At 64.8% G+C, this 23,022-nt stretch carries 23 protein-coding genes; 1 reads left to right on the top strand and 22 read right to left on the bottom strand.

Translation table 11 applies throughout. The features are described 5' to 3' along the window. Positions 1–327: 327 nt before the first annotated feature. From rpsO to rimP, 7 genes are all read right to left on the bottom strand, one after another. A complete protein-coding gene (gene rpsO / locus C7G41_RS17810) occupies positions 328–597 on the bottom strand; it encodes a 30S ribosomal protein S15 (RefSeq protein ID WP_094976105.1) in 270 nt (89 codons plus the stop codon). A gap of 2 nt (positions 598–599) precedes the next feature. Next, on the bottom strand, positions 600–1,718 hold the full coding sequence (gene truB / locus C7G41_RS17805) for a tRNA pseudouridine(55) synthase TruB (RefSeq protein ID WP_199198453.1): 1,119 nt from the start codon (positions 1,716–1,718) through the stop codon (positions 600–602). Then, complete coding sequence (gene rbfA / locus C7G41_RS17800) at positions 1,715–2,146, bottom strand: 30S ribosome-binding factor RbfA (RefSeq protein ID WP_027514691.1); 432 nt, start codon at positions 2,144–2,146, stop codon at positions 1,715–1,717. The genes truB and rbfA overlap by 4 nt, the downstream gene beginning before the upstream one ends. A gap of 156 nt (positions 2,147–2,302) precedes the next feature. Further along, entirely contained in the window at positions 2,303–5,005 is a 2,703-nt protein-coding gene (gene infB, locus C7G41_RS17795) for a translation initiation factor IF-2 (protein WP_106943806.1), read from the bottom strand. Positions 5,006–5,076: 71 nt separating this feature from the next. Continuing rightward, positions 5,077–5,760, bottom strand: a complete 684-nt coding sequence (locus tag C7G41_RS17790) for an RNA-binding protein (protein ID WP_106943805.1) — start codon at positions 5,758–5,760, stop codon at positions 5,077–5,079. A 22-nt stretch (positions 5,761–5,782) separates the two neighbouring features. Further along, complete coding sequence (gene nusA, locus C7G41_RS17785) at positions 5,783–7,393, bottom strand: transcription termination factor NusA (RefSeq protein ID WP_106943804.1); 1,611 nt, start codon at positions 7,391–7,393, stop codon at positions 5,783–5,785. Positions 7,394–7,395: 2 nt separating this feature from the next. Further along, positions 7,396–8,175: a ribosome maturation factor RimP gene (gene rimP, locus C7G41_RS17780; protein ID WP_106943803.1), complete on the bottom strand. Its 780-nt coding sequence runs from the start codon at positions 8,173–8,175 to the stop codon at positions 7,396–7,398. Between the two features lie 367 nt (positions 8,176–8,542). Here rimP and C7G41_RS17775 point away from each other — a divergent pair, with 367 nt between their 5' ends. Continuing rightward, positions 8,543–9,625, top strand: coding sequence for a DUF2336 domain-containing protein (locus C7G41_RS17775; protein WP_106943802.1), 1,083 nt, complete (start codon positions 8,543–8,545; stop codon positions 9,623–9,625). Here the strand turns inward: C7G41_RS17775 and C7G41_RS17770 are convergent. The 15 genes from C7G41_RS17770 to trpS form a co-directional block, all read right to left on the bottom strand. Beyond that, positions 9,622–10,332, bottom strand: a complete 711-nt coding sequence (locus tag C7G41_RS17770) for a tRNA (guanine(46)-N(7))-methyltransferase TrmB (RefSeq protein WP_106943801.1) — start codon at positions 10,330–10,332, stop codon at positions 9,622–9,624. The genes C7G41_RS17775 and C7G41_RS17770 overlap by 4 nt on opposite strands. Further along, a complete protein-coding gene (locus tag C7G41_RS17765; protein ID WP_106943800.1) occupies positions 10,329–11,486 on the bottom strand; it encodes a M20 family metallopeptidase in 1,158 nt (385 codons plus the stop codon). Before C7G41_RS17765 ends, C7G41_RS17770 begins: the two co-directional genes overlap by 4 nt. Positions 11,487–11,571: 85 nt before the next feature. Then, positions 11,572–11,985 carry a helix-turn-helix domain-containing protein gene (locus C7G41_RS17760; protein ID WP_007603895.1) on the bottom strand — a complete coding sequence of 138 codons (414 nt, stop codon included), beginning with the start codon at positions 11,983–11,985 and terminating at the stop codon, positions 11,572–11,574. A 210-nt stretch (positions 11,986–12,195) separates the two neighbouring features. Continuing rightward, entirely contained in the window at positions 12,196–13,809 is a 1,614-nt protein-coding gene (gene lnt, locus C7G41_RS17755) for an apolipoprotein N-acyltransferase (protein WP_106943799.1), read from the bottom strand. Continuing rightward, entirely contained in the window at positions 13,806–14,924 is a 1,119-nt protein-coding gene (locus C7G41_RS17750) for a hemolysin family protein (protein WP_245446572.1), read from the bottom strand. The genes lnt and C7G41_RS17750 overlap by 4 nt, the downstream gene beginning before the upstream one ends. 1 nt (position 14,925) lies before the next feature. Then, on the bottom strand, positions 14,926–15,435 hold the full coding sequence (gene ybeY / locus C7G41_RS17745) for an rRNA maturation RNase YbeY (protein ID WP_018455806.1): 510 nt from the start codon (positions 15,433–15,435) through the stop codon (positions 14,926–14,928). Positions 15,436–15,496: 61 nt separating this feature from the next. Beyond that, positions 15,497–16,492 carry a PhoH family protein gene (locus tag C7G41_RS17740; RefSeq protein ID WP_106943797.1) on the bottom strand — a complete coding sequence of 332 codons (996 nt, stop codon included), beginning with the start codon at positions 16,490–16,492 and terminating at the stop codon, positions 15,497–15,499. Positions 16,493–16,556: 64 nt separating this feature from the next. After that, complete coding sequence (gene miaB / locus C7G41_RS17735; RefSeq protein WP_106943796.1) at positions 16,557–17,945, bottom strand: tRNA (N6-isopentenyl adenosine(37)-C2)-methylthiotransferase MiaB; 1,389 nt, start codon at positions 17,943–17,945, stop codon at positions 16,557–16,559. Between the two features lie 192 nt (positions 17,946–18,137). After that, complete coding sequence (locus C7G41_RS17730; protein ID WP_106943795.1) at positions 18,138–18,818, bottom strand: HAD family hydrolase; 681 nt, start codon at positions 18,816–18,818, stop codon at positions 18,138–18,140. Further along, positions 18,819–19,274, bottom strand: coding sequence for a Fur family transcriptional regulator (locus C7G41_RS17725; protein WP_106943794.1), 456 nt, complete (start codon positions 19,272–19,274; stop codon positions 18,819–18,821). A 38-nt stretch (positions 19,275–19,312) separates the two neighbouring features. Continuing rightward, positions 19,313–19,798 (bottom strand): ribosomal protein S18-alanine N-acetyltransferase, encoded by a 486-nt coding sequence (rimI, locus tag C7G41_RS17720; protein WP_106943793.1) that lies wholly within the window; start codon positions 19,796–19,798, stop codon positions 19,313–19,315. Continuing rightward, positions 19,795–20,490 (bottom strand): tRNA (adenosine(37)-N6)-threonylcarbamoyltransferase complex dimerization subunit type 1 TsaB, encoded by a 696-nt coding sequence (gene tsaB, locus C7G41_RS17715; RefSeq protein ID WP_106943792.1) that lies wholly within the window; start codon positions 20,488–20,490, stop codon positions 19,795–19,797. The genes rimI and tsaB overlap by 4 nt, the downstream gene beginning before the upstream one ends. An 86-nt stretch (positions 20,491–20,576) precedes the next feature. Beyond that, entirely contained in the window at positions 20,577–21,146 is a 570-nt protein-coding gene (locus C7G41_RS17710; protein WP_106943791.1) for a NifU family protein, read from the bottom strand. 173 nt (positions 21,147–21,319) lie between these two features. After that, positions 21,320–21,814, bottom strand: coding sequence for a universal stress protein (locus C7G41_RS17705; RefSeq protein ID WP_007598307.1), 495 nt, complete (start codon positions 21,812–21,814; stop codon positions 21,320–21,322). 106 nt (positions 21,815–21,920) lie between these two features. Further along, positions 21,921–22,973 carry a tryptophan--tRNA ligase gene (gene trpS, locus C7G41_RS17700; protein ID WP_106943789.1) on the bottom strand — a complete coding sequence of 351 codons (1,053 nt, stop codon included), beginning with the start codon at positions 22,971–22,973 and terminating at the stop codon, positions 21,921–21,923. Positions 22,974–23,022 lie beyond the last annotated feature (49 nt).

Below are 23,022 nucleotides of genomic sequence, written 5' to 3'. Positions count from 1 at the left end.
AACCATGCGCAAGATTGCGGGACGTTGATCGAAGCGGGCGATCAGCGTCCTGCGATCCTGCCATGGTTTTTGGATTTCGGATGGCGTCCATCCCTTCGGGTCATACGGGCGCCTTGCCCGTTGTGCCCAGCCGCCGGATTGCTGCTGGACTGTCAGTCGGCACGAACGCGAACGCCGAAGCTCGGTGCTCGCCTATCATGCCCCGGATGCTCGCCGTCAACGGCTCGCATCCGACGCGCACGCAGCCTCGACGAAAAACCTTTAAACAAACGCTTTCGTTCGAAATCACGCGCGAAAACGCGCGCCGTTTGGCGCGCGCAGGAACTCTTAACGACGAATGTTGTGCTTCTCGAGCAGCGACTTGTAGCGCGCCTCGTCCTTCTTCTTCACATAGTCGAGGAGCGAGCGGCGGGTCGAGACCAGCTTCAAGAGGCCGCGACGCGAATGGTTGTCCTTCACGTGGGTCTTGAAATGGTTCGTGAGGTTGGCGATGCGTTCCGACAGGATCGCGACCTGAACCTCTGGCGAGCCGGTATCGCCGGCCTTGTTGGCATTCGTCTTGATGACTTCCGCTTTGCGTTCTGCGGCAATCGACATCGTCAATTTCTCTCGTTGCGATCGGCGCTGGCAGTCAGGCCGGTCAGGTTGAACACACGCTTGGGGATGATTTCGCCATTGCCGACTTCGGCAAGCGCGAGAAGCCGGCCTGCCACCGTGACATAGACTGTGCCGCTACAAGTGGGCGCATCCCGTCCGCGCAACAAAACGGCCTGGCCCCGATGGAGCCTTGCCGCATCAGCCCGAGTGACGGCCAGTGCCGGGATGTCGTCCAGCGCGGTCTCAACGGGCATAAGCGCGTCGGCGAGGCTACCCTCGCCGGACGCGGCTCTATCGCACAAAGCCTCCAACTGATCCAGCGGAATCATGTCGTTCTCGCCAAATGGGCCGACCAGGGTCCGCCGAAGCGCGCAGATATGGCCGTAAGTGCCGAGAATCCGGCCCATATCGCGCGCCAGCGCGCGGACATAGGTGCCCTTGCCGCACTCGGCCTCGAACACGGCCCGGTCGCTATCCGGTTGATCTACAAGGCTTAAACGGTGAATCTCGACCGGACGGGGGGCCAACTCCACGACCTCGCCGTCGCGGGCCAGGTCGTAGGCGCGCTCGCCCTGGACCTTGATCGCGGAATAGCGCGGCGGGATCTGCTGGATCACCCCGGTGAAACGGGGCAGCAGGGCCTCGATGGCCTCCCGGGTCGGGCGCTGGTCCGAGGTTGCGGTCGCCCGGCCCTCGATATCGTCGGTGTCGCGCTCCTCGCCCCAGCATACCGTGAACCGGTAGCGCTTGCGGCCGTCCATGACGAAGGGGACGGTCTTGGTGGCCTCGCCAAGCGCGATCGGCAGGCCGCCGGAGGCCAGCGGATCGAGCGTGCCGGCATGGCCGGCGCGTTTGGCATTGAACAGGCGCTTGAGCACGGCAACAGCCTGCGTCGAGGTCATGCCGATCGGCTTGTCGAGCACGACCCAGCCGTGGACGTCGCGGCGGTCGCGGCGCGGCTGGTTGCCCTTCTGCTTGTTGGCGCGGGGATCGTTGTTGACGCGGCGCGGCTCCTGAGGCGGCTGAGAATTGCCGCCCATGTCCGCAAAATTATTTTTCTGCACGTCGAGCTGATCGGCCTCTTCGCCGCCGATCGTGCCGTGAGCCGGGTCCATCGTCATCGTTCTTCTTCCCGATCCGAATCCGGATCCTGTTCCAGGTCCTTCTGCACCGCGGGTGTTCGCAAAAGCTTCTCGATCCGTTCCGCTTCGTCGAATCGTTCGTCGACGCGGAAGCGAAGGTCAGGTGCAAATTTCAGGTTAACGCGCCGCGCGACCTCGCCGCGCAGGAATTTCTTGTTGCGCTCGAGCGCAGCGAGGACGATCTCGGTGTCGCGGCCACCGAGCGGCATCACGTAGACTGTTGCGAGCTTCAGGTCGGGCGACATCCGCACCTCCGGCACGGTGATGATGTGGCCTTCAAGGTCAGCATCATGCACGCTGCCTTGCGCCAGAATCTCGGCTATCGCATGGCGAACCTGCTCGCCGACCCGCAACTGACGTTGCGAGCCGCCGGACGCGGAACTCTTTTTCTGATGATGGCGGGGCATGGTCTGAAAATCACCTCGTCATGCCCGCGTTTGGGACACGGGCATTGTCATTTGTCCTGCTGAAACGAAGAGGGGTGGATGGCCGGAAAAAATCCGGCCATCGCACTCCCGCAATTCAGTTCAAAAAAGATCCAGGCGCTTCGGTAAGATTTGGACTTACAGGGAGCGCTGGATCGTCTCCACGCGGTAACACTCGATGACGTCACCGGCGCGCATGTCGTGATAGTTCTCGAAGGCCATGCCGCATTCCTGACCGGACTGGACTTCCTTCACTTCGTCCTTGAAGCGCTTCAGCGTCGACAGCTTGCCTTCGTGCACGACGACGTTGTCGCGGATCAGGCGCACGTTGGCGCCGCGTTCCACGGTGCCGTCGGTGACGCGGCAGCCGGCGACCTTGCCGACCTTGGAGATGTTGAAGATCTCCAGGATCGCGGCGTTGCCGAGCATGGTTTCCCGCAGGGTCGGCGCGAGCAGGCCGCTCATGGCCTTCTTCACGTCGTCCACGAGGTCGTAGATGATGTTGTAGTAGCGGATCTCGATGCCGTTGCGCTTGGCGGCCGCAGCGGCCTCCTTGTTGGCACGAACCGAGAAGCCGATGATCGCGGCGTTGAAGCCTTCCGCGAGCGTCACGTCCGATTCCGAGATGCCGCCGACACCCGCATGCAGGATACGCGCGGCGACTTCGTCGGTGCCGAGCTTCTCCAGCGAGCCGAGGATCGCTTCCAGCGAGCCCTGCACGTCGGCCTTGATGATCAGCGGGAATTCCTTGCGGCCCGCCGTCTTCAACTGCGACATCATCTGCTCGAGCGAGCCGCGCATGCCGGAGATCGAGGCAGCCGCGTTCTCGCGCTTCTGGTGCGCGCGGTAGCTGGTGACCTGCCGGGCGCGGGCTTCGTTCTCGACCACGGCGAGACGATCGCCGGCTTCCGGCGGACCGTTGAAGCCGAGCACCTCGACCGGCACTGACGGACCTGCCTCCTGCACCGTCTCGCCCTGATCCGAGATCAGGGCGCGGACGCGGCCCATCTCGGCGCCGGCGACGATGATGTCACCGACACGGAGCGTGCCGCGCTGGACCAGAACGGTCGCGACCGGACCACGGCCACGATCGAGCTTGGCTTCGATCACGGTGCCTTCGGCCGGACGATCCGAATTGGTCTTGAGGTCAAGGATGTCGGCCTGGAGCGCGATCATCTCGAGCAGCTTGTCGAGATTGGTCTTGTTCTTCGCCGACACTTCGACGTCGACGACTTCGCCGCCGAAGGATTCCACCTGCACCTCGTGCTGGAGCAGCTCGGTGCGCACGCGTTCGGGCTTGGCGTCGGGCTTGTCGATCTTGTTGATGGCAACAATGATCGGCACCCGCGCCGCCTTGGCGTGGTTGATGGCTTCGATCGTCTGCGGCATCACGCCGTCGTCGGCCGCAACCACCAGCACGACAATGTCGGTCACCTTGGCGCCGCGGGCGCGCATCGCGGTGAACGCGGCGTGGCCGGGCGTGTCGATGAAGGTGATCTTCTTGCCGCTTTCGGGCGACAGCACCTGATAGGCGCCGATATGCTGGGTGATGCCGCCGGCTTCACCGGAGACCACGTTGGCATGGCGGAGCGCGTCGAGCAGCGAGGTCTTGCCGTGGTCGACGTGACCCATCACGGTCACCACCGGCGAACGCGGCTCGGTGTCGGTGGAATCGTCGATGGCGTCGAACAGGCCTTCTTCAACGTCGGACGCGGCAACGCGCTTGACGGTGTGACCGAGTTCTTCGGCAATCAGTTGCGCGGTGTCGGAGTCGATCACGTCGGTGATCTTGTGCATCGCGCCCTGCTTCATCAGCATGCGGATGACGTCGACCGCGCGCTCGGCCATGCGGTTGGCGAGCTCCTGGATCGTGATCGCTTCCGGAATGATCACCTCGCGGATGAGCTTTTCCTTCGGCTCGTTCGCGGCATGGCCCTTCAGGCGCTGGGTGCGGCGGCGGAACGAGGCGATCGAGCGCTCGCGGACGTCGTCGGCATTGAAGGCGGTGACGACCGTCAGGCGGCCGCGCTCCTTCTGCGGGCCGGGCTTGTGGGTGGGCTTGGGAGCGACCACAGGCCGCGCAGCGCCGCCGGGGCCGCGACGGATCTGGCGCGGACCCTCGTCCTCGTCCGGTCCGGCTGCGACAGCGGGGGCGCGGCCCACCGGGCCTCCCGGCCGCTGCGTGGTCGTTCCGGGCCGTGCGGTCGTTGTTCCCGGACGTGCCGGGGTGGTTGTGCCGGGTCGCGCCATCGGCGCTCCGGGCCGCGCGGCAGGAGCGGCCGAGGTCGCCGTTGCAGGGCGGGCCGCAGATTGCGGTTGCTCGCCTTCGCCAAAACGCTTTTTAGCCTCGGTTTCGGCCTTCCGCTTGGCTTCCTCTTCGTGACGGTGACGCTCCTCCTCGGCCTTGCGGCGGGCTTCGGCGGCCTCGCGATCAGCACGCTCCGCACTTTCGCGGACCGCGCGGCGCTGGGCCTCTTCCTCGGCATGGCGGCGCTCTTCGACTTCGCGCACCTTGGCATCGGCCAGCGCGCTGGCGCGGGCGGAACGTTCGTCCTCGGTCAGCGTCCGCAGCACCACGCCGGAGCCGGCGTTGCGCGGCGGCGCGGGGCGGGCCGGAGCAGGCTTGGGCGCGGCGGCCGGCGCGGGTTTCGCCACCTCGGCCACCTGTGGCTCGGGGCTGCCGTCGATGCGGCGCTTGCCCCGCTTCTCGACCACGACCTGCTTGCTACGGCCATGACTGAAGCTCTGGCGCACGGTGCCCGTTTCGACGCGCGGCTTGAGCGATAGCGTCTTGCTCGGAACGCTCAGCTTCTTGTCGCCAGGGGTCTTGGTATCAACCATTAAGCAGTCCTAATCCTGATCTTGTTGTCGTTGTGCGTTGCCGCACCGTGCTATCGGGTGGTCGTTGTCTCTCAGAAATCCTGGCCGGGCTTTTCGGCAGTCCTGTCAGCGTCCGCCATCCGGTATCGGACCAGCATCTGGCTACGTGACAGGAATGACTTGCTCGCCGGGCCCGCGAGCAGGGCAGCATGTATCACATTTGACCGGGTAAGTGCCAAATCCAATTCTGTCGATTTTAGTGCGGTGACGACGGGAATCTGCGGCTTGGCGCCGCGATTTCCCTCATTTTGACGCGCCAGCATGTCCAATTTGCGGATTCCGTCCGCGGCCCCGTCGCTGGCATGGATCAGGACCTCGACCGTACCTTCCCGAAGCGCGCTTTCGACCTTGCCGAAACCGGCGACGATCTGGCGCGCCTTGGCCGCAATCCCAAGGGCTTCGACCACGCTCCGGACCAGGAGCGCCTCGAGGTCGGCGGGAAGCGTCTGAGGGATGCGCAGCTCGCGCTTGAAGGCTTTCGTAAAATGGTGACGCCGAACGGCTTCCGCAACCACCTCGCGCGAGGCGCTGACCCACATGCCGCGTCCGGGCAGCTTGCGCTTGAGATCGGGAACTATGTGCCCTTGGGGAGAGACGACGAAGCGGATCAGCTCGACGATCGGCCGGACCTCGCGGCTGACCGCACACATCCGCACGGTCGCGGACCTTTCGGTCCGCGGTCCATGGTCGAGTTCGGGGTCAGTATCAGCGAGCATCCGGGTGACATCCTCCTTCGCCCTAAGCCGGCTGATCTTCGGTCGCCTCGGCCTCTTCGGCGGGCTTGGCGAGGTCGGCCTCGGTGATCCAGCCGGCCTTGACGCGGGCCTGCATGATCATCGCTTCAGCATCGTCACGGGAGATATCGAGGCCATCGAGCGCGCCCGGATATTTGGTCTGCTCGCCGCCTTCCTTGCGCTCGGTCCAGCCGACCAGATCGTCGGTGGCGCAGCCGGCGAGGTCGTCGACCGTCTTGATGTCGTTCTCGCCGAACTTCACCAGCATCTTCGAGGTGACGCCGGGCACGTCCTTGACGGCGTCCTCGACGCCGAGCTCCTTGCGCCTGGCCTCGATCTCAGCTTCCAGCTGTTCGAGATATTCACGAGCACGGTTCTGGAGTTCCTGCGCGGTCTCCTCGTCGAAACCCTCTATGCCGGCAAGTTCCTTGATGTCCACCATCGCGAGTTCCTCGACCGAGGTGAAGCCTTCGGACGCCAGCAATTGGCCGACAACTTCGTCGACATTGAGCGATTCCATGAAGACGCGGGTGGAGTTCTCGAAATCCGCCTGGCGGCGCTCCGATTCCTCCTGCTCGGTCAGGATGTCGATGTCCCAGCCGGTGAGCTGCGAGGCCAGACGCACATTCTGGCCGCGGCGGCCGATCGCCAGCGAGAGCTGGTTGTTGGTGTCGGGCACGACGACCTCGATGCGCTCGCGGTCTTCGTCGATGACGACCTTGGAGACCTCGGCCGGCGCCAGCGCGTTGACCACGAAGGTCGCGATGTCGGGCGACCAGGGGATAATGTCGATCTTCTCGCCCTGCAATTCGTTCACCACCGCCTGCACGCGCGAGCCGCGCATGCCGACGCAGGCGCCGACCGGATCGACCGAGGAATCGCGGGAAATCACGCCGATTTTTGCGCGCGAGCCGGGATCGCGGGCGACCGCCTTGATCTCGACGATGCCATCATAGATCTCGGGCACTTCCTGCGCGAACAGTTTTGCCATGAACTGCGGATGGGTACGGGAGAGGAAGATCTGCGGGCCGCGGGTCTCGCGGCGGACGTCGAAGATGTAGGCGCGGACGCGGTCGCCGTTGCGGAACACTTCGCGCGGCAGCATCTCGTCGCGGCGGATGATGGCCTCGCCGCGGCCGAGATCAACGATCACGCTGCCATATTCGACGCGCTTGACGACGCCGTTGACGATGTCGCCGATGCGGTCCTTGAATTCCATATATTGCCGGTCGCGCTCGGCTTCGCGCACCTTCTGCACGATCACCTGCTTGGCGGACTGCGCGGCGATGCGGCCATATTCCAGCGGCGGCAGGGTGTCGGCAATGGTGTCGCCGACTTGGGCACCGGGATTGGCGCGCTGCGCATCCACCAGCGAGATCTGGTTGGAATGGTTTTCGACCGTCTCGACCACCAGCATGTGGCGCGACAGCCGAAGCTCGCCCTTCTTCGGGTCGATCTCGGCGTGAACGTCGGTCTCGCTGCCGTAACGGGCCCGCGCCGCCTTCGCGATGGCATCCTCCATCGCCGCGATGACGATGCCGCGGTCGATCGATTTCTCGCGCGCAACGGCGTCGGCGATCTGAAGCAATTCAAGTCGATTGGCGCTGACTGCCATGGCTAGTCTCCTTCGTCAGGATCGATCTCGCCCCGTCGCGCGCGTTCGGCGGCCAGGCGATGTTTCTTGGTATTGGTCGGAGCCGGCTTCTTCGTAGTGGCCGGCGCCGGCTTCTTAGCCGGCTTGGTGTTCTTGGTCGTTTTTTCGCTGATGCTGGCGTGCGGTGCCGCCGGCGGCTCCAGGCCGAGATTGCGGCGCATTTCGCGTGCCTGGGCCTTGCCGCGGCGCATGGATTCCGCGATCAGCTCGTCCGTCAGCACCAGCCGTGCCTCGGCGATGTCTTCCATCGTCAGGAGAACGTCGGCAGTCTCGCCCGCCTTGATGTCGTCGCGATGCAGATGCACGCGGTCGCCTTCGACCGGGCCGATCGTGCCGCGGAACCGCTTCCGCCCCTCGTGGGCGACCGCCATCTCGATCTTCACCAGATGGCCGGCGTAACGCTCGAAATCGGAGCGGCGCACCAGCGGGCGATCGATCCCCGGCGAGGAGATTTCCAGCCGATAGGCGCGATCGACGGGGTCGGCGACATCCAGCACGGGCGACAGTGCCCGCGAGATCGCCTCGCAATCCTCGATCTGCATCGAGCCGTCCGGCCGCTCCGCCATGACTTGCACGGTGCAGCCAGATTCCCCCGAAATGCGGATCCGCACCAGGCGGTAGCCCATGCCTTCGAGCACCGGCCCCGCGACTGCGGACACCCGTGCCGCCACGCCCGGCTCGACCACGAGCCTCGGCTCGGCCAGCAGCTCGGCATCCGTGGAACCAGGGTTCGGTTCGGTCATATCAGGGGTCAAGTCGCTCGATATGGTTAAGGCTGGGTTTAGGATTTCAAAGCTCGCTTCGGAACTCTCCCGACAGATCGCCGGGCCTCACATCTTCCACCGAGCCGCGTTCAGGTAATAAAAAAGAGCGGGTCCTTTCGGGCCCACTCTCACTACGCGGATCGTATGAGAAGATGAATTGGCGGTGATATAGCGCTTTCCGCCCTCTCGGACAAGGCCCATTGCAGCGGCGCGCGAGGCTTTTTGCGCCCGCTCCGCGGCCCGCCCGCGCAACGCTTCCTTCACCTCCAAGGCCTAAATTTCCTGATTGTGGGGCGGCTTGGACCAGGGCGCACCCGCGGCGTGCCTCCTACGAGTTTGCGTTTTCATGACCGTTGCCACGTCGCTCATTCCCGGACTGGACGATATCGTCAAACGCGGCGACCCGCGGCGTCGCGGCGAGATCGCGCACGCCATCTCCCATTTGTTCTTTCAGGACGCCGAGAATCTCCGTCCCGATCTCGTCGCTCTCTTCGATAATCTGCTGATAGATCTCGTCCCGCATGCCGAGCTCGCTTCGCGCGTCGATCTTGCCGAACGCTTCTCGCGCCTGAACAACGCGCCGCGGCGTCTGGTGAGCCAGCTCGCGCGCGAAAACGAAATTGCGGTGGCGGGCCCCGTGCTGCGCCATTCCCCTGTGCTCGACGATGACGCTCTCGTCGAGATCGCGCGACTGAAGGGCCAGGGCCATCTGCTGGCGATGAGCGAGCGCCCCACGCTGTCGGCTGTCATCACCGACGTGCTGGTCGAGCGCGGCGATCGCGACGTGGTGCGCCGCGCTGCGGGTAACGCCGGCGCCGAGTTCTCGCCTGGCAGCTATTCCGAGCTGATCAAGCGTGCCGCGCAGGATGGCGTGCTGACGCTCAGAATCGGCCAGCGTAGCGATCTGTCGGGTGAGAACCTGAAACAGCTTCTCGACGGTACGCTCGACGTCATCCGCCGTCGCCTCTCGAGCGTGGTCAATCCCGCGCGCCAGGTCGAGATCAAGCGCGCTATGGTGGCCATCGAGGAAGCCACGCTGCCGCCCGGGCCGCGTCGCGATTTCTCGGGGGCACAGCGCACCGTGCTGGCGTTGCATCGCGAGGGCCATCTTGGCGAGAGCGCGCTGTTTGGCTTCGCCAAGGCGCACAAATATGAGGAGGCGATCGCTTCACTCTCGGCGATGTCCGGAGTCCGCCTCTCGGTCCTCGACCGCCTGATCACGGGTGACCGCTACGATCCAATTCTGGTTCTGGGGCGTGTGCTGAATGTCGGTTGGCCGACAGTGCGGGCGCTGATCCTGATGTGGTACGGCCCGAATCGCACGCCAGCCGATGCCGATCTTGAGCAGGCGCGCGCGAATTTCACGCGCCTGATGCCGACGACCGCGGAGCGCGTCGTTAATTTCTGGCGCAACCGGCAGACGATCTAGAGCCGTCGAAACCGCAGATACGCCGCCTTGCGGCCTTCGCGCGTGGCCTTTCGGCCGTAGCGCGTCATCGTGTATCCGTCCCACGGCAGGCGAAAATCATCGGCGCGCTCCGCGAGCCAGACAAAGTCCTTCGAGCGCGCCAGATGCGACAGCGTCCAGGCGCAGTAATCGTCGATGTCGCAGACGAAGCGAAATTCGCCGCCGGCTTTCAGCACGTGCGCCATCGCGGCGATGGTCCGGTCCTGGACGAAGCGCCGCTTCCAGTGTCGCCGTTTCGGCCAGGGATCGGGATGGATCAGGTCGATCCGCGACAGCGAAGCCTTCGGCAGCCAGGCGAGGAGCTCGGCGGCATCGCCTGCGAACAGGCGGATGTTGCCGATGTCGGCGGCCTCGATCTGCGCGAGGATCTTCGCCATGCCGTTGACGTAAGGCTCGCAGCCGATGAAGCCGGTTGTGGCGAAGTTTTGCGCTTCCGCCGCAAGATGCTCGCCGCCGCCGAAGCCGATCTCGAGCCGCAAATCGTCGACTGCGGGGACGAAGATCTTGCGGGCATCCGCCGGTGCTTCGCGGTCGATGGCCAGCGCAAGACGCGGCAGCAGATGATCGATCAGCTCGGCCTGGTGCTGCCTGAGCTTGTGGCCCTTGCGGCGTCCGAAGAAAGCGCGCTCGCTGTCCTCGCGATCGGGATCTGATTTACGCTCACTCATCGTAGCGTCTGGTACAGGCGATGGAGCAGCCGCGCGCGCGGTTCGAGCGACGAGACATAGAGCTGCTCATAATGGGTGTGCGCACCCTTGCCGTCGACGCCGAGCCCGTCGAGCGTCGCGGTGTGGGCGGCGGTGAAATTACCGTCCGAGCCGCCGCCGGTGTGAACGTCGAGCAGCTCGAAGCCGACCTCCGTGGCAACGGTCTTTGCATGTTCGTACAGCGAGGCGCCCGCATTGCTCTTCTCGTAAGGAGGACGATTGAGCCCGCCCGTGACCTTGACGGTGACGCCATCCGTCTTGGATGTCAGGGCGAGGATCTTGCCGACGAGTTCATCCGCGTCCTCGAGGCTGAGCACGCGCAGATCGATTTCGGCATGGGCTTCTTCCGGCGTCACGTTGGGCCGCGTGCCGCCGCGCACGACGCCGACATTGACCGTGACGCCACGCGCCAGATCGTTCATCGCTTCCAGCGCCAGGATGACGTTGGCGAGCTCGCGGATCGCGCTGCGGCCATCCTGGGGCCGCGTGCCGGCATGCGCGGGCACGCCCTTGATGAACACTTCGAATCGCCCGACGCCCTTGCGGCCGGTGACGATCTTGCCGCCGTCGCGCGCCGGCTCCGTCACCAGCACGTACTTCGCCTTGCGTCCTTCGGTCTCGATGAGTGCGCGAGAGGTGGGGCTGCCGATCTCCTCGTCGGAGGTGAACAGATGGGTGATGCCGAGCGGCGAGCGATCGGCCGTGGCACAAAGCGCGTGGAAGGCGTGATGGGCGATGTAGGCGCCGCCCTTCATGTCGTAGATGCCGGGACCGAACGCGCTGTCGCCTTCGACCTTGAACGGCAGGCGCTCGATGAATCCCATGGGATGAACGGTATCTAGGTGGCTCAGCACCAGGATGCCGGGTCGGTCCTGGCCCCAGGTCGAGCGCGCCACGAGATGATCGCCGCAGCCATCGACGCCGGCGATGCGCTCGAGCGTAACAGGGAGATCGCGGTATTGCTCCGCGACCATCGAGACCAGCTTGTTGACCTGTTCAGGCGCGTCCGTTGGCGTCTCGACCTCCACCCAGCGGCGGATGCCATCGAGAATAGTTTGAGTATCGAACCAATTGGAGCTGGCCATGAGCGCATCTGTGCCTTTGAATCGCATCATCGGGGAGGACGCGCATCAAAGCGCGGCCGCAAATGACGACATAGGCCAGATTTGACGCAGCCTCAAATCGGATCGAGATGGCGCGTCAGCGCTTGTCGGGGCCTTCGCGGGCCGCGATCTGCTCGACGAGATCGACGATGGAGCGGCGCATCTTCGAATCGGTGATTCGGGTGAACGCCTTGGTCAAAGCGAGTCCTTCGGAAGTCGCGAGGAAATCCGAGACGTAAGACGGCGATGCGCCTTCGCTGAAGCCATCCGGACCCGGCACGCCACTCGGACCGCCCTCGAACAGGAACGACACCGGTACCTGGAGAATCTCGGCAATTTGCTGGATGCGGCTCGCGCCGACCCGGTTGGTGCCCTTCTCGTATTTCTGAACTTGTTGGAAAGTCAGGCCCAAAGCTTCACCGAGCTTTTCCTGGCTCATGCCCAACATGATGCGGCGCATCCGCACGCGACTGCCGACATATTTGTCAACAGGGTTGGGCGCTTTCGACATTTCCTCAGCCCTCCAAACATCACCTTCGGCGCAATCAGGAATGCCTCAGGTGTAAGCAACGTCAAAATCAGACCCTGTTATTGGGAAACATTGCGGAGAAATTTAGCAATACCCACTGTCTTTTGCAGCGGGTGCAGAATGAGGAGGCCGCGTGCAGTCTGTCAACCGTGGGACTACGGTTGTCAAAAGTTATCGGCCGCAGCTGCGTGATCAGGGGTGCCGTTTGGCAACACGTCGGCGGACTGCAAGAAACACGGCGAGCGCGACGAGCATGGCCGCGGGTACATCGCCCACGCGCGCATAGATGGTTGGCGGGATCGCGGCGGGCAGATTTGCATCCAAAATGCCTTCGATCCCGAGACCGAGACTGGCGACGATGCGCCCCACCGGATCGATCACCGCGGAAACGCCGGTATTGGCGGAGCGAACCAGCGGCAATCCGAGCTCGATCGCGCGCATCCGCGCCTGTTCCAGGTGTTGATAGGGGCCGGTCGAGATTCCGAACCAGCCGTCATTGGTGAGATTCACGATCCAGCCCGGACGTTCATTGCGTCCAGCCACCTCGCCGGGAAAGATTGCTTCGTAGCAGATCAGCGGCAGCGCGGACGGCGCGCCGGGGACCGGCAGCGCGTGCCGCACGGTGCCGGGAATGAAGCCACCGCGCACACGCGTGAGTTGCTCGAAACCGAGCTTCTCCATCAGCCCCTGATAGGGAAGAAATTCGCCGAACGGTACCAAATGCAGCTTGTCGTAGACTGCGAGCACGCTGGCGTCGTGGTCGATCACGTAGATCGAATTGTAGGCGCGGGTGATCGGCGTGCCCCGCGGCAGGTCGGGCGCGCGGACCGAGCCCGTGATCAGCACCGTGCCCTTGGGCAGAAGCTCCGCGATTTGCGCCATCGCGTCGGCTTCGCGAGTCAGGAAGAACGGAAAGGCGGATTCCGGCCAGATCAGGATGGTCGCATCGCGCACGCCGGTCGATTGCGGCCCGGAGGCGCGATCCGACAAGGCCAGATATTTCTTCATCACCTCCGCCTTGGCGGCGTAGTTGAATTTTGCGTCTTGCTGGAGATCCGGCTGCATCAGGCGCAATTTGGTGCCCGCGACCATCGTGGTCGGATGCAGCGACAGGCGGATCGCGCCGAAGATGCCCATGACGAGCAGGAGCGCCACGGCTGCGGCCGGCGCGCGCCACGCCAGGCGGCGATCGGGCGTGCGGTCGATCAGCGCCGCGGGGCTCGCGAAGATCGCGACCGTCAGGAACGTCATGCCCCAGAGGCCGATCAGCGACGCCGTTTGTGCCAGCGGCAGCGGCTCGGACAGCGCATAACCGAACGCGTTCCAGGGAAAGCCGGTCAGCGCATGACCGCGCAGCCATTCGGTAATGGTGAGGCTTGCCGCGAGCGCAAGCACGCGCGTCGCGTTCTTGGTCCAGAGCAGGCGGGCGAGCGCAAAGCCCATTGCCGTGAATATGGAAAGATAGGCCGGCAGGCCCAGCACGGCGAACGGCGTCAGCCAGGCGAATACGTCGGCGTCGACGAAGAAGGCGTAGCCGATCCAGTAGAGGCCGGGCACGAAATAGCCGAGCCCGAACCAGTAGCCGGTCAGCGCCGCGGCGGGGACGCCGCCATATCGTCCGGCGCCAGCGCCGTCGATCAGCCAGACCAGCACCGGGAAGGTGATGAACAGCACCGGGAAGGCGTTGAACGGCGCCAGCGCCAGCACCGAGAGCGCACCGGCAGCCATCGCGACGAGCGCGCGCTTCCATCCCCAGGTCAGGATGATGGCAAGCGCGATCTGGCGAAATCGCTGGAACGGGCTCACTGCGGACCGGTCCCGTCGCTTGGCGGCGGGGTGGGCGTGTCGCTGGCCGTCGGCTGGCTGCCATCCGGCGCAGTCTCGCGGCGCCGGCTCTCGCGCTGGGTGCGCGGCGCGGGACGCTCCTTTCGCGTCGAGATCCGCAGTCGCTTGACCCGGCGGGGATCGGCATCGAGCACCTCGATCTCGTAATGGCCGGGGCCCGAGATCACCTCGCCGCGCACCGGCAGGCGCCCGACGAAGCTGACGAGATAGCCGCCCAGCGTCTCCACTTCCTCGCCGGCCTCCCCGGTGACGAAGTCCTCGCCGATCACGGTGCGGACGTCGTCGAGGCTGGCGCGGGCGTCGGCAATGAAGGCGTTGTCGGGCAGCCGTACGATCGAGGGCGGCTCGTCGCTGTCATGCTCGTCGTCGATCTCGCCGACGATCTGCTCGACGATGTCCTCGAGCGAGACCAGCCCGTCGCTGCCGCCATATTCGTCGACCACCAGAGCCAGATGGATGCGGGTGGCCTGCATCTGCGCGAGCAGGTCGATCGCCCGCATCGACGGCGGGACGTAGAGCAGCTTGCGGATGATGCGCGCTTCTTCGAGCGGCAGCGCGAGATCGACCGTACGCAGATCAAGCCCGGCCGGCAGCGGTTTCTTGCGCTTGGTTTTCGTGACCCCCGACACGCGCGCACGCGCGGTCATGTAGGCGAGCAGGTCGCGGATATGGACGATGCCGACGGGATCGTCGAGCGTCTCGTTGTAGACCACAAGGCGCGAATGGCCGGCGCTCTCGAAGCGGTCCATCAACTCGCCGAGCGGGATGTCGCGCTTCACCGCGATGATGTCGGCGCGATGCACCATGACGTCGGCGATGCGACGCTCATGCAGGCCGAGGATGTTGCGCAGCATGGTGCGCTCGACCGTCGAGAAGCCGGTGTCGTCGGGCGTCGTGGCGTCGAGCACGACCTGGAGGTCGTCGCGCACCGAACCCGCCTTCCAGCCGAACAACGTCCGGATGGCGCGCAGCAGCCAGCCGTCGGCGGTCGGACGCAGCACCTCGCCTGAGGTCACCACGACCGGTAAATTGGCCGTGTTGCGCGGATTGTCGTGAATCGGGTCCGAATCCGGCATCTCAATGCGTCCCCGGGCGGTCGGCATAGGGGTCGGGAATGCCGAGATGAGCCAGGATCTCTCGTTCGAGCGCTTCCATTTCCTCGGCGTCGTCTTCGTTTTCGTGGTCGTAGCCGACCAGGTGCAGGAAGCCGTGCACGGCGAGATGGCTCAAATGATGATCGAACGGCTTTTGTTCCTCGTCCGCTTCACGCCGCATGGTCTCGTAGGCGATCGCGATATCGCCGAGCATGCGCGGCGCATCGCCCGGCTTCCAGTCGCCTTCCGGCTGCAGCGCGGGAAACGACAGCACGTTGGTCGGCTTGTCGATGCCGCGCCAGTTGCTGTTCAGGGTACGGATGCCGGCATCATCGGTCAGCATCACCGCCACTTCCGCCTCCGCAACGTCTTCGTCGACATTCTCGGCGGCGGCCGCCACGGCGCGCTGGATCACGGCTTCGGATTCGGGCTCCCGCTGCCAGCAATCGGCGACGACGAGGACCTCGGTGATGGGAAGGTTGGGGTGTGACATTGTCCTTGTTCGGAACGAAGGGGCGCCGTGTCCGCGCCCATATGGTCCGGTTGCTGTCTCGTCAGGATTTACCGGCGGCCGGCCGCTGCGGCGCCCCTTCGTAGGCGGAGACGATCCGCGCCACGAGCTCGTGGCGGATCACGTCTTCGGCCTTGAAATGAACTTGCGCAATGCCTTCGACGCCGCTCAGCAGGCGGGTCGCCTCGGCGAGGCCCGAGGTCTGGCCGTTCGGCAAGTCGATCTGCGAGGGATCGCCGGTGACGATCATGCGGCTGTTCTCGCCGAGACGGGTCAAAAACATCTTCATCTGCATCGATGTGGTGTTCTGCGCCTCGTCCAGGATGATGGCCGCGTTGGTCAGCGTGCGACCGCGCATGAAGGCGAGTGGCGCGATCTCGATCTCGCCGGTCTGCAGCGCGCGCTCGACAATGCGCGCGTCCATCAGGTCATAGAGAGCGTCGTAGATCGGGCGAAGGTAAGGATCGACCTTCTCGCGGAGATCGCCGGGCAAAAAGCCGAGCCGCTCGCCGGCTTCCACCGCCGGGCGGGACAGGATGATCTTGTCGACTTCCTTGCGCTCGAACAGTTGCGCGGCATGCGCGACCGCGAGCCAGGTCTTGCCGGTGCCGGCGGGTCCGATGCCGAACACCAGCTCGTGGCGCTTCAGCGCGCGGATGTAGGAATCCTGCGCCGCCGTGCGCGCGCGCACCGGGCGCTTGCGCAAATTGATGCTGTCGAAGGTGGATTTGGCCGACTTGGCGTCGAACTCGAACAGCGAGCCCTGAGCGATCACGGCACGGATCGCGCCCTCGACCTCGCCCTGGTCGAGATCCTGTCCCTTCACGGCCTGGGCGTAGAGCGTCTCCAGCACGCGGCGTGCGGCATCGCAGCCGTCGCGCGAGCCGCCGATCGTGATGTGGTTGCCCTTGGAATCGACGACGACGCCGAGCCGCCGTTCGATCTGCGCCAGATGCTGGCCGTAAGGGCCGACCAGCGCGGACGCGGCGCGGTTGTCGTCGAAGTCGATGACGACCTGGGTCTCGGGCGGAACCTGCATCTCGCGGTCAAATTTGCGGCTGGGAGCGATAGAAGAAGAATCCGATGCGCTTTTGGGCAAGGGTTCAGGCTCCAGTGGCGATGGACGATAAAGCGGGCTCGTGCGCCAGGGCGAGCTCACCGAGGAAGCTGTAGCGTTCGAGGCTGTCGATCCGGACCGGCAGGATCTGTCCGATGATGTCGGCCGAGGCCATCACATGCGCGGGCTGGAGGAACGCGGTGCGACCGACGATCTGGCCCTCCTTGCGGGCCGGACGCTCGAACAGCACATCGACCGTTGAGCCAATCGCAGCCTTGTTGAAGGCCGATTGCTGGCTGTCGATCAGTTCCTGGAGCCGCTCCAATCGCTGGTCCATCTCGGAGGGGGACACCGTCTCCTGCATGTCCGCGGCCGGCGTTCCCGGCCGGGCGGAGTATTTGAACGAATACGCCGCAGCGTAGCCGATTTGCGTGACAAGCGCGAGGGTGGCGAGAAAATCTTGCTCGCTCTCGCCCGGGAAGCCCACGATAAAATCTGATGAAAAAGCAATGTCTTGGCGCGCGGACCGGAAACGGTCGACGACACGCCGATAATCATCGGCGGTATGTTTCCGGTTCATGGCGGCCAGAATCGGGTCCGAGCCCGACTGCACCGGCAGGTGCACGAACGGCATCAAGGCATCGAGATCGCGATGGGCTGCAATCAAACTGTCGTCGACATCGCGGGGATGGCTGGTCGAATAGCGCAGCCGCGCGACGCCCGGGAGCGCCGCGAGGTGTTCCAACAGCCTGCCGAGCGGCCAGCTTTTTCCGTCCGGCCCCTCGCCGTGATAGGCATTGACGTTCTGTCCAATCAGCGTGAGCTCGCGCACGCCGTTCTCGGTGAGCCGTTTCACGTCATCGACGATCTTTGCCACCGGCCGCGAGACTTCCGAACCACGCGTGTAAGGCACGACGCAGAAGGTGCAGAACTTGTCGCAGCCTTCCTGCACCGTGACGAAAGCGGAAATGCCGCGGGCGCGGATCGCGCCGGGCTTGGGCTGAGCGAGGAAGCCGAACTTGTCCTGAGCCGGGAATTCGGTCTCGATGGCGCGGCCTTCACTGCCGGCGCGCTTCAACAGCTGCGGCAAATGATGATAGCTCTGCGGGCCCACCACGACGTCGACCGCGGGTGCGCGGCGCACGATCTCCTCGCCCTCGGCCTGTGCCACGCAGCCCGCGACCGCGATCTGCATGGTGCGCCCATCACGCGCGGCTGCGTCCTTGGCGACACGCAGGCGACCGAGCTCCGAATAGACCTTTTCCGAGGCCTTCTCGCGGATGTGGCAGGTGTTGAGGATGACGAGGTCGGCGTCATCAGCGCTGGCCGTCTCAACGAATCCTTCCGGAGCCAGCGTGTCCACCATGCGCTGAGCATCGTAGACGTTCATCTGGCAGCCATATGATTTGATGTGCAGCTTGCGCGGCGGCGTCATGGAACCCGGAATTGAGGTGGGAGGACCGCCCTCAGATATAGGCTGGGGCCGCGGAAATCCAGCGATTGGGGGTCCTTTCGGTCGTCATTCCGAGGCGCGATGCAGTCGCGAACCCGGAATCCAGAGGTTTTGGCACGAGATTCCGGGTTCGATGCTGGCGCATCGCCCTGGAATGACGCCGAGAGGAGAGATTCAACCCGCCAGGGTCTCCGCCGCGGCCCGCCGGACCAATTCCGGCAGTTGCCGCATATCGTCGAACGTCAATCCTGCCCCGGCGGACCGTAGTTTTTCAGCGTGGCCCGGCGGGCAATGGCTGCCGCCGTGAAAGCCCAGCACGGTCATCCCGGCGGCATGCGCGCCGGTCACGCCTGGGACGCTGTCCTCGATCACGAGGCACCGCTCCGGCGCGACTTTCATCTGCGCGGCGGCGAACAGAAAAAGATCGGGCGCGGGTTTGCCGCGTGCGACCTGGCTCGCGGAAAAGATATTCGGCGCGAGCAGATCGTAGAGACCAGCGCAGGTCAGGCCATGATGAATTTTCTCCGGCGTGCCGCTCGACGCAACGCATTTGGGCAAACCGATTGCGCCGATCGCTGCGGCCACATGGGTGATCGGCTGCAAATCGCTGGCATAAAATTGCAGCGTCGCCGCATTCACTTGGCTCTCGAGATCGTCGGGAAGATTGCGGCCGATCTCCCGTTCGACCATTTGCCGTGCGTCTTTCTCGGATACGCCGAGGAAGCGGACCAGCACCTGCTCCGATGTGATCGGATAGCCGTGTCTGGACAGCACATCAGCATGCGCGCGACAGGAGATCACCTCGCTGTCCACGAGCACGCCGTCGCAATCGAAGATGACGAGATCGATGGGCACTTAAGTTGTGGGTTTGTCGTCGTCGAGCGGGACGCAATAGAGTTCGAGCCGATGATCGACCAGCTTGTAACCAAGCTTGCGGGCGATCTCCGCCTGGAGCTTCTCGATCTCCTCGGAGGTGAACTCGATCACCTTGCCGTCGCGCAGGTTGATGAGGTGGTCGTGATGGCTGTCGCGCATCTGCTCGTAGCGCGCGCGGCCTTCGCGGAAATCATGGCGCTCGATGATGCCCGCGTCCTCGAACAGTTTGACGGTACGATACACGGTCGAGATCGAGATCTTGTCGTCGACGGCGACACAGCGGCGGTACAGTTCCTCGACATCGGGATGATCGACCGCCTCCGCGAGCACGCGGGCGATGACACGGCGCTGCTCGGTCATGCGCATGCCGGTGGCGGCACAGCGTGCCTCGATGCCGGACGCCTTGGAAGCGGGGGAAGGTTTAAGACCAGTCATGTGATGTCCGCCTGACGGGGCGCTTTCTGCCATCAATGTTACGACAAGTCACGTCGCATCAGAAGTGCGTTCAATTGTTCCCCGTTTGGCTGCTTATAGTAGCGTTCGCGGCGTCCGACCACCATGAATCCGGTTCGGTCGTAGAGTCGCCGCGCCGGCTGGTTATTTTCCTCGACCTCGAGAAATATTGTGCGCACGCCGCGTCCTGCCAGGTGGCCGAGATGGGTCATCAGCAGCGTGCGTGAGAGGCCGCGGCCGCGATGGGCCTGGTCGACCGCGATCGAGAGGATCTCCGCTTCGTCCGCGCCGATCCGCGACACCGCGAAGCCCACGGTGTTGCGGCCGAGGCGCAACCGGTGCACCAGCGTGTTGCGCTCGCTGAGCATGCTCTCGAACTCGCTTTCGCCCCAGCCGCGCGCGAACGAGGCGCCGTGGAGCTGCGCGAGCCGTGTGACGTCGCGCGCGACAGCCGGCTCGACGACGGCCGGGCCGCCGCGCCACCATTCCGACAACCATCTCATCATGAGATTGCGGCTTGTGCTGCAAGCGGCGGTTGCGCGGGCGGCTTTGCGTCGGGCGCCCGCAGATAGAACGGCCGCGCCGGATTTGTCGCGGGATCGGCGGCGGCGCCAAGCCATGCGACCCAGCCGATGTCGGGAGCGGGCTGCGCGTCGACCGCGACCGGCTGCGGCATATCTTTCGGCCAGCGCTCGGCGAGGATCTTCGCGGCATTGCCGACCAGATGCGGCGTGCCGAATTGCGAAGCCGCGATCGCCTCATCGATGGGAGCGACCCCCGGCCGCACCAGCTGGCTGCCGTCACCCGCCACGATCTGGAAGTAGACGTGGTCATGCCGCGCATCGATCGCCGAGATCACCGGCGCCGCTCCGCTCTGGCCGACGACGGCGGCAGCATAGGCCGACAAGGTGGTCAAACCGACGGCGGGCCGCTTCGCAGCAAGCGCGAGGCCGCGGGCCGCCGAAATGCCGACCCGCAGGCCGGTGAAACTTCCGGGGCCCATGGTGACCGCGATGCGGTCGAGCGCGGTGAAGGCGAGATTTGCGGATAGCATCACGCGCGCGATCATCGGCATCAGCGCTTCGGCGTGGCCGCGCTTCATCAGAAGCTGCTCCTGTGCGAGGAGCTGGCCGGAATCGGTGTCGAGAACGGCAACCGCGCACGCTTCCAGCGCGGTATCGATGGCAAGGATCAGCATGGAACGATCGTAGCACCATCCGTCATGGAATGCTCGCCGTCATGGCCGGGCTTGTCCCGGCCATCCACGCCTTTGCGGCCCCCAGCCTACATCGGCCGGACTTCGACCACGTCGGGGACGAAGTGCTTGAGCAGGTTCTGGATACCGTGCTGGAGCGTTGCGGTCGATGACGGGCAGCCGGCGCAGGAGCCCTTCATGTTGAGATAGACGATACCGTCCTTGAAGCCGCGGAAAGTGATGTCGCCGCCGTCATTGGCGACCGCCGGCCGCACGCGGGTCTCGATCAGATCCTTGATCATGTCGACCGTCTCGGCATCGGCCTCGTCGAAGAATTCGTCCTCGTCGTCGAGATCGACATCGCTCGCGGCGGCACCGTCGGCGAGCAGCGGCGCGCCGGACATGTAGTGCTCCATGATGGCGCCGAGGATCGCGGGCTTGAGCTGTTGCCATTCACCGTTCGCCTTGGTCACGGTGATGAAATCCGATCCGTAGAATACGCCGGTGACGCCGGGGACCTCGAACAGCTTTTCGGCGAGCGGCGAGCGTGCGGCCGATTCGCGGTTCACAAATTCCATCGGACCGCCATCGACCACGACGCGGCCGGGAATGAACTTCAGCGTGGCGGGATTGGGAGTGGCTTCGGTTTGAATGAACATGGTTTTCTCCAGACGTCGCCGGTTCAAGGCCGGCGCGTGCTCTATCCACTAGCAGATGGCGACGGCGAACGCACGGTCAAGGGGTGAGCTGGCCGTTCACCTGTTATATCAGCGGGTTAGGGTGCCCGCTTCTCCCTCCCCCCGGCCAACGGGGCGAGGTGCAGAGCAGCAGCCTACGACAGCGAATCCACGCTTTGGTCGCTCAACGCGCCGGAAATGACCGTCACCGGCACCGGGAACGTGCCCAGCGCGTGTGCGAGCAGCGAGACCAATGGCCCCGGTCCCTCCGCGCCCGGATTCGCGGCGAGCACCAGCATGGCGATGTCGGGGTCCTCGTCGATCACCGCGAGCAGCTGTTCCATTGCGGCGCCCTCGCGGATCACCCGTTCCGGCGTGATCGCGGCGATGCCGTTGGCGCGGCCGGCGGCACGGTCGAGTGCGGCCTCGGCCGCTTCCTGCGCTTCGGCGCGCATGATGTCGGCGACCCCCAGCCATTCCTGGCTCTGCTGCTCGGGCTCGATGATGCGGAGCATCACCACGCCGCCGCCGGCGCGGATCGCCCAGCGGCTGGCGTAATAAACCGCGCGATCCCATTCGGCGGTGTCGTCGACGATGACGAGGCATTTGGGCTTGTGACCCGGCTCGAAGCAAAGTCGCTTGCTGGTCATGCATGTCCCGGCGTGTGCACGGCTGACATGCTGCCACACTCTGTCCTGCTTGGGGAGAGGAGAAGCGGCCGGCGCCGCGGCGTCGGCCGCGTTTCGCGAGCGCGCTTTAGCGCCGGCGGATGAAGCCGACGATGTCCTTCGAGAGCTTCATGGTCTCGTCGGCGATCGCACGCGCCCGGTCGGCGCCGTCGTTCAGGATCGCGTCGATATGGCCGGGGTCGGCGACGAGGCGCTTCATCTCGCCGGCGATCGGCGCGAGTTTAGTGACGCACAAATCCACCAGTGCGTTCTTGAAGCTGGAGAACTGGCCGCCGCCGAAATCCCTGAGCACGTCGGCCTTGGAGCGGCCGGAGAGGGCGGCGAAGATACCAACGAGATTGTCGGCCTCGGGGCGCGCTTCCAGACCCTTCTCTTCGGTCGGCAACGGCTCCGGGTCGGTCTTGGCCTTGCGGACTTTCTGCGCGATGGTGTCGGCGTCGTCGGTCAAATTGATGCGCGAATTGTCCGACGCGTCCGATTTCGACATCTTCTTGGTGCCATCGCGCAAGCTCATCACGCGCGTCGCCGGGCCCGTGATCAAGGGTTCCGGCAACGGAAAGAACAGCCCGTCATTGGCGCCCTGGCTGCGGATCGAGTCAGCGAAGTCGTTGTTGAACTTCTGCGCGATGTCGCGCGAGAGCTCGAGATGCTGCTTCTGGTCCTCGCCGACCGGTACATGGGTGGCGCGGTAAAGCAGAATGTCGGCCGCCATCAGCACCGGATAGTCGAACAGCCCGACGGACGCGTTCTCGCGGTCCTTGCCGGCCTTCTCCTTGAACTGGGTCATGCGGCCCAGCCAGCCCATGCGCGCGACGCAGTTGAAGATCCAGGCGAGCTCGGCGTGGCCCGAGACCTGGCTCTGGTTGAACACGATGTGCTTGCTCGGATCGATGCCGCTGGCGATGAACGCCGCGGTCACCTCGCGGGTGTTGCGCGCGAGCTCGACCGGTCCGCCCCAGACGTCCACGCCCTGCGTGATCGCGTGCATGTCGACGACGCAATAGATGCAGTTGTGGGTTTCCTGCATCTTCACGAAGTTGACGATCGCGCCGAGATAATTGCCGAGGTGCAGATTGCCCGTCGGCTGGACGCCCGAAAAAACCCGTTCAACGAATGCCATGGCAGCTTTCCTGCAAGATACGGGGCGTCGTTTCCAACAGCGGCGCTGC

Source organism: Bradyrhizobium sp. MOS002 (assembly GCF_003020115.1).
Lineage (GTDB): Bacteria > Pseudomonadota > Alphaproteobacteria > Rhizobiales > Xanthobacteraceae > Bradyrhizobium.
This window is presented reverse-complemented; position numbering and strand designations above follow the sequence as displayed.

Excerpts from the sequence above, each read along its gene's own strand:
- C7G41_RS17770 (WP_106943801.1), bottom strand. The coding sequence starts at position 10,332 with ATGAGTGAGCGTAAATCAGATCCCGATCGCGAGGACAGCGAGCGCGCT.
- C7G41_RS17750 (WP_245446572.1), bottom strand. The coding sequence starts at position 14,924 with ATGCCGGATTCGGACCCGATTCACGACAATCCGCGCAACACGGCCAAT.
- C7G41_RS17710 (WP_106943791.1), bottom strand. The coding sequence starts at position 21,146 with ATGTTCATTCAAACCGAAGCCACTCCCAATCCCGCCACGCTGAAGTTC.
- C7G41_RS17740 (WP_106943797.1), bottom strand. The coding sequence starts at position 16,492 with ATGCAGGTTCCGCCCGAGACCCAGGTCGTCATCGACTTCGACGACAAC.
- rpsO (WP_094976105.1), bottom strand. The coding sequence starts at position 597 with ATGTCGATTGCCGCAGAACGCAAAGCGGAAGTCATCAAGACGAATGCC.
- C7G41_RS17775 (WP_106943802.1), top strand. The coding sequence starts at position 8,543 with ATGACCGTTGCCACGTCGCTCATTCCCGGACTGGACGATATCGTCAAA.
- miaB (WP_106943796.1), bottom strand. The coding sequence starts at position 17,945 with ATGACGCCGCCGCGCAAGCTGCACATCAAATCATATGGCTGCCAGATG.
- C7G41_RS17760 (WP_007603895.1), bottom strand. The coding sequence starts at position 11,985 with ATGTCGAAAGCGCCCAACCCTGTTGACAAATATGTCGGCAGTCGCGTG.
- C7G41_RS17790 (WP_106943805.1), bottom strand. The coding sequence starts at position 5,760 with ATGCTCGCTGATACTGACCCCGAACTCGACCATGGACCGCGGACCGAA.
- C7G41_RS17725 (WP_106943794.1), bottom strand. The coding sequence starts at position 19,274 with ATGACTGGTCTTAAACCTTCCCCCGCTTCCAAGGCGTCCGGCATCGAG.
- rimI (WP_106943793.1), bottom strand. The coding sequence starts at position 19,798 with ATGATGAGATGGTTGTCGGAATGGTGGCGCGGCGGCCCGGCCGTCGTC.
- infB (WP_106943806.1), bottom strand. The coding sequence starts at position 5,005 with ATGGTTGATACCAAGACCCCTGGCGACAAGAAGCTGAGCGTTCCGAGC.
- nusA (WP_106943804.1), bottom strand. The coding sequence starts at position 7,393 with ATGGCAGTCAGCGCCAATCGACTTGAATTGCTTCAGATCGCCGACGCC.
- C7G41_RS17765 (WP_106943800.1), bottom strand. The coding sequence starts at position 11,486 with ATGATGCGATTCAAAGGCACAGATGCGCTCATGGCCAGCTCCAATTGG.
- ybeY (WP_018455806.1), bottom strand. The coding sequence starts at position 15,435 with ATGTCACACCCCAACCTTCCCATCACCGAGGTCCTCGTCGTCGCCGAT.
- truB (WP_199198453.1), bottom strand. The coding sequence starts at position 1,718 with ATGACGATGGACCCGGCTCACGGCACGATCGGCGGCGAAGAGGCCGAT.
- tsaB (WP_106943792.1), bottom strand. The coding sequence starts at position 20,490 with ATGCTGATCCTTGCCATCGATACCGCGCTGGAAGCGTGCGCGGTTGCC.
- trpS (WP_106943789.1), bottom strand. The coding sequence starts at position 22,973 with ATGGCATTCGTTGAACGGGTTTTTTCGGGCGTCCAGCCGACGGGCAAT.
- rbfA (WP_027514691.1), bottom strand. The coding sequence starts at position 2,146 with ATGCCCCGCCATCATCAGAAAAAGAGTTCCGCGTCCGGCGGCTCGCAA.
- C7G41_RS17705 (WP_007598307.1), bottom strand. The coding sequence starts at position 21,814 with ATGACCAGCAAGCGACTTTGCTTCGAGCCGGGTCACAAGCCCAAATGC.
- rimP (WP_106943803.1), bottom strand. The coding sequence starts at position 8,175 with ATGACCGAACCGAACCCTGGTTCCACGGATGCCGAGCTGCTGGCCGAG.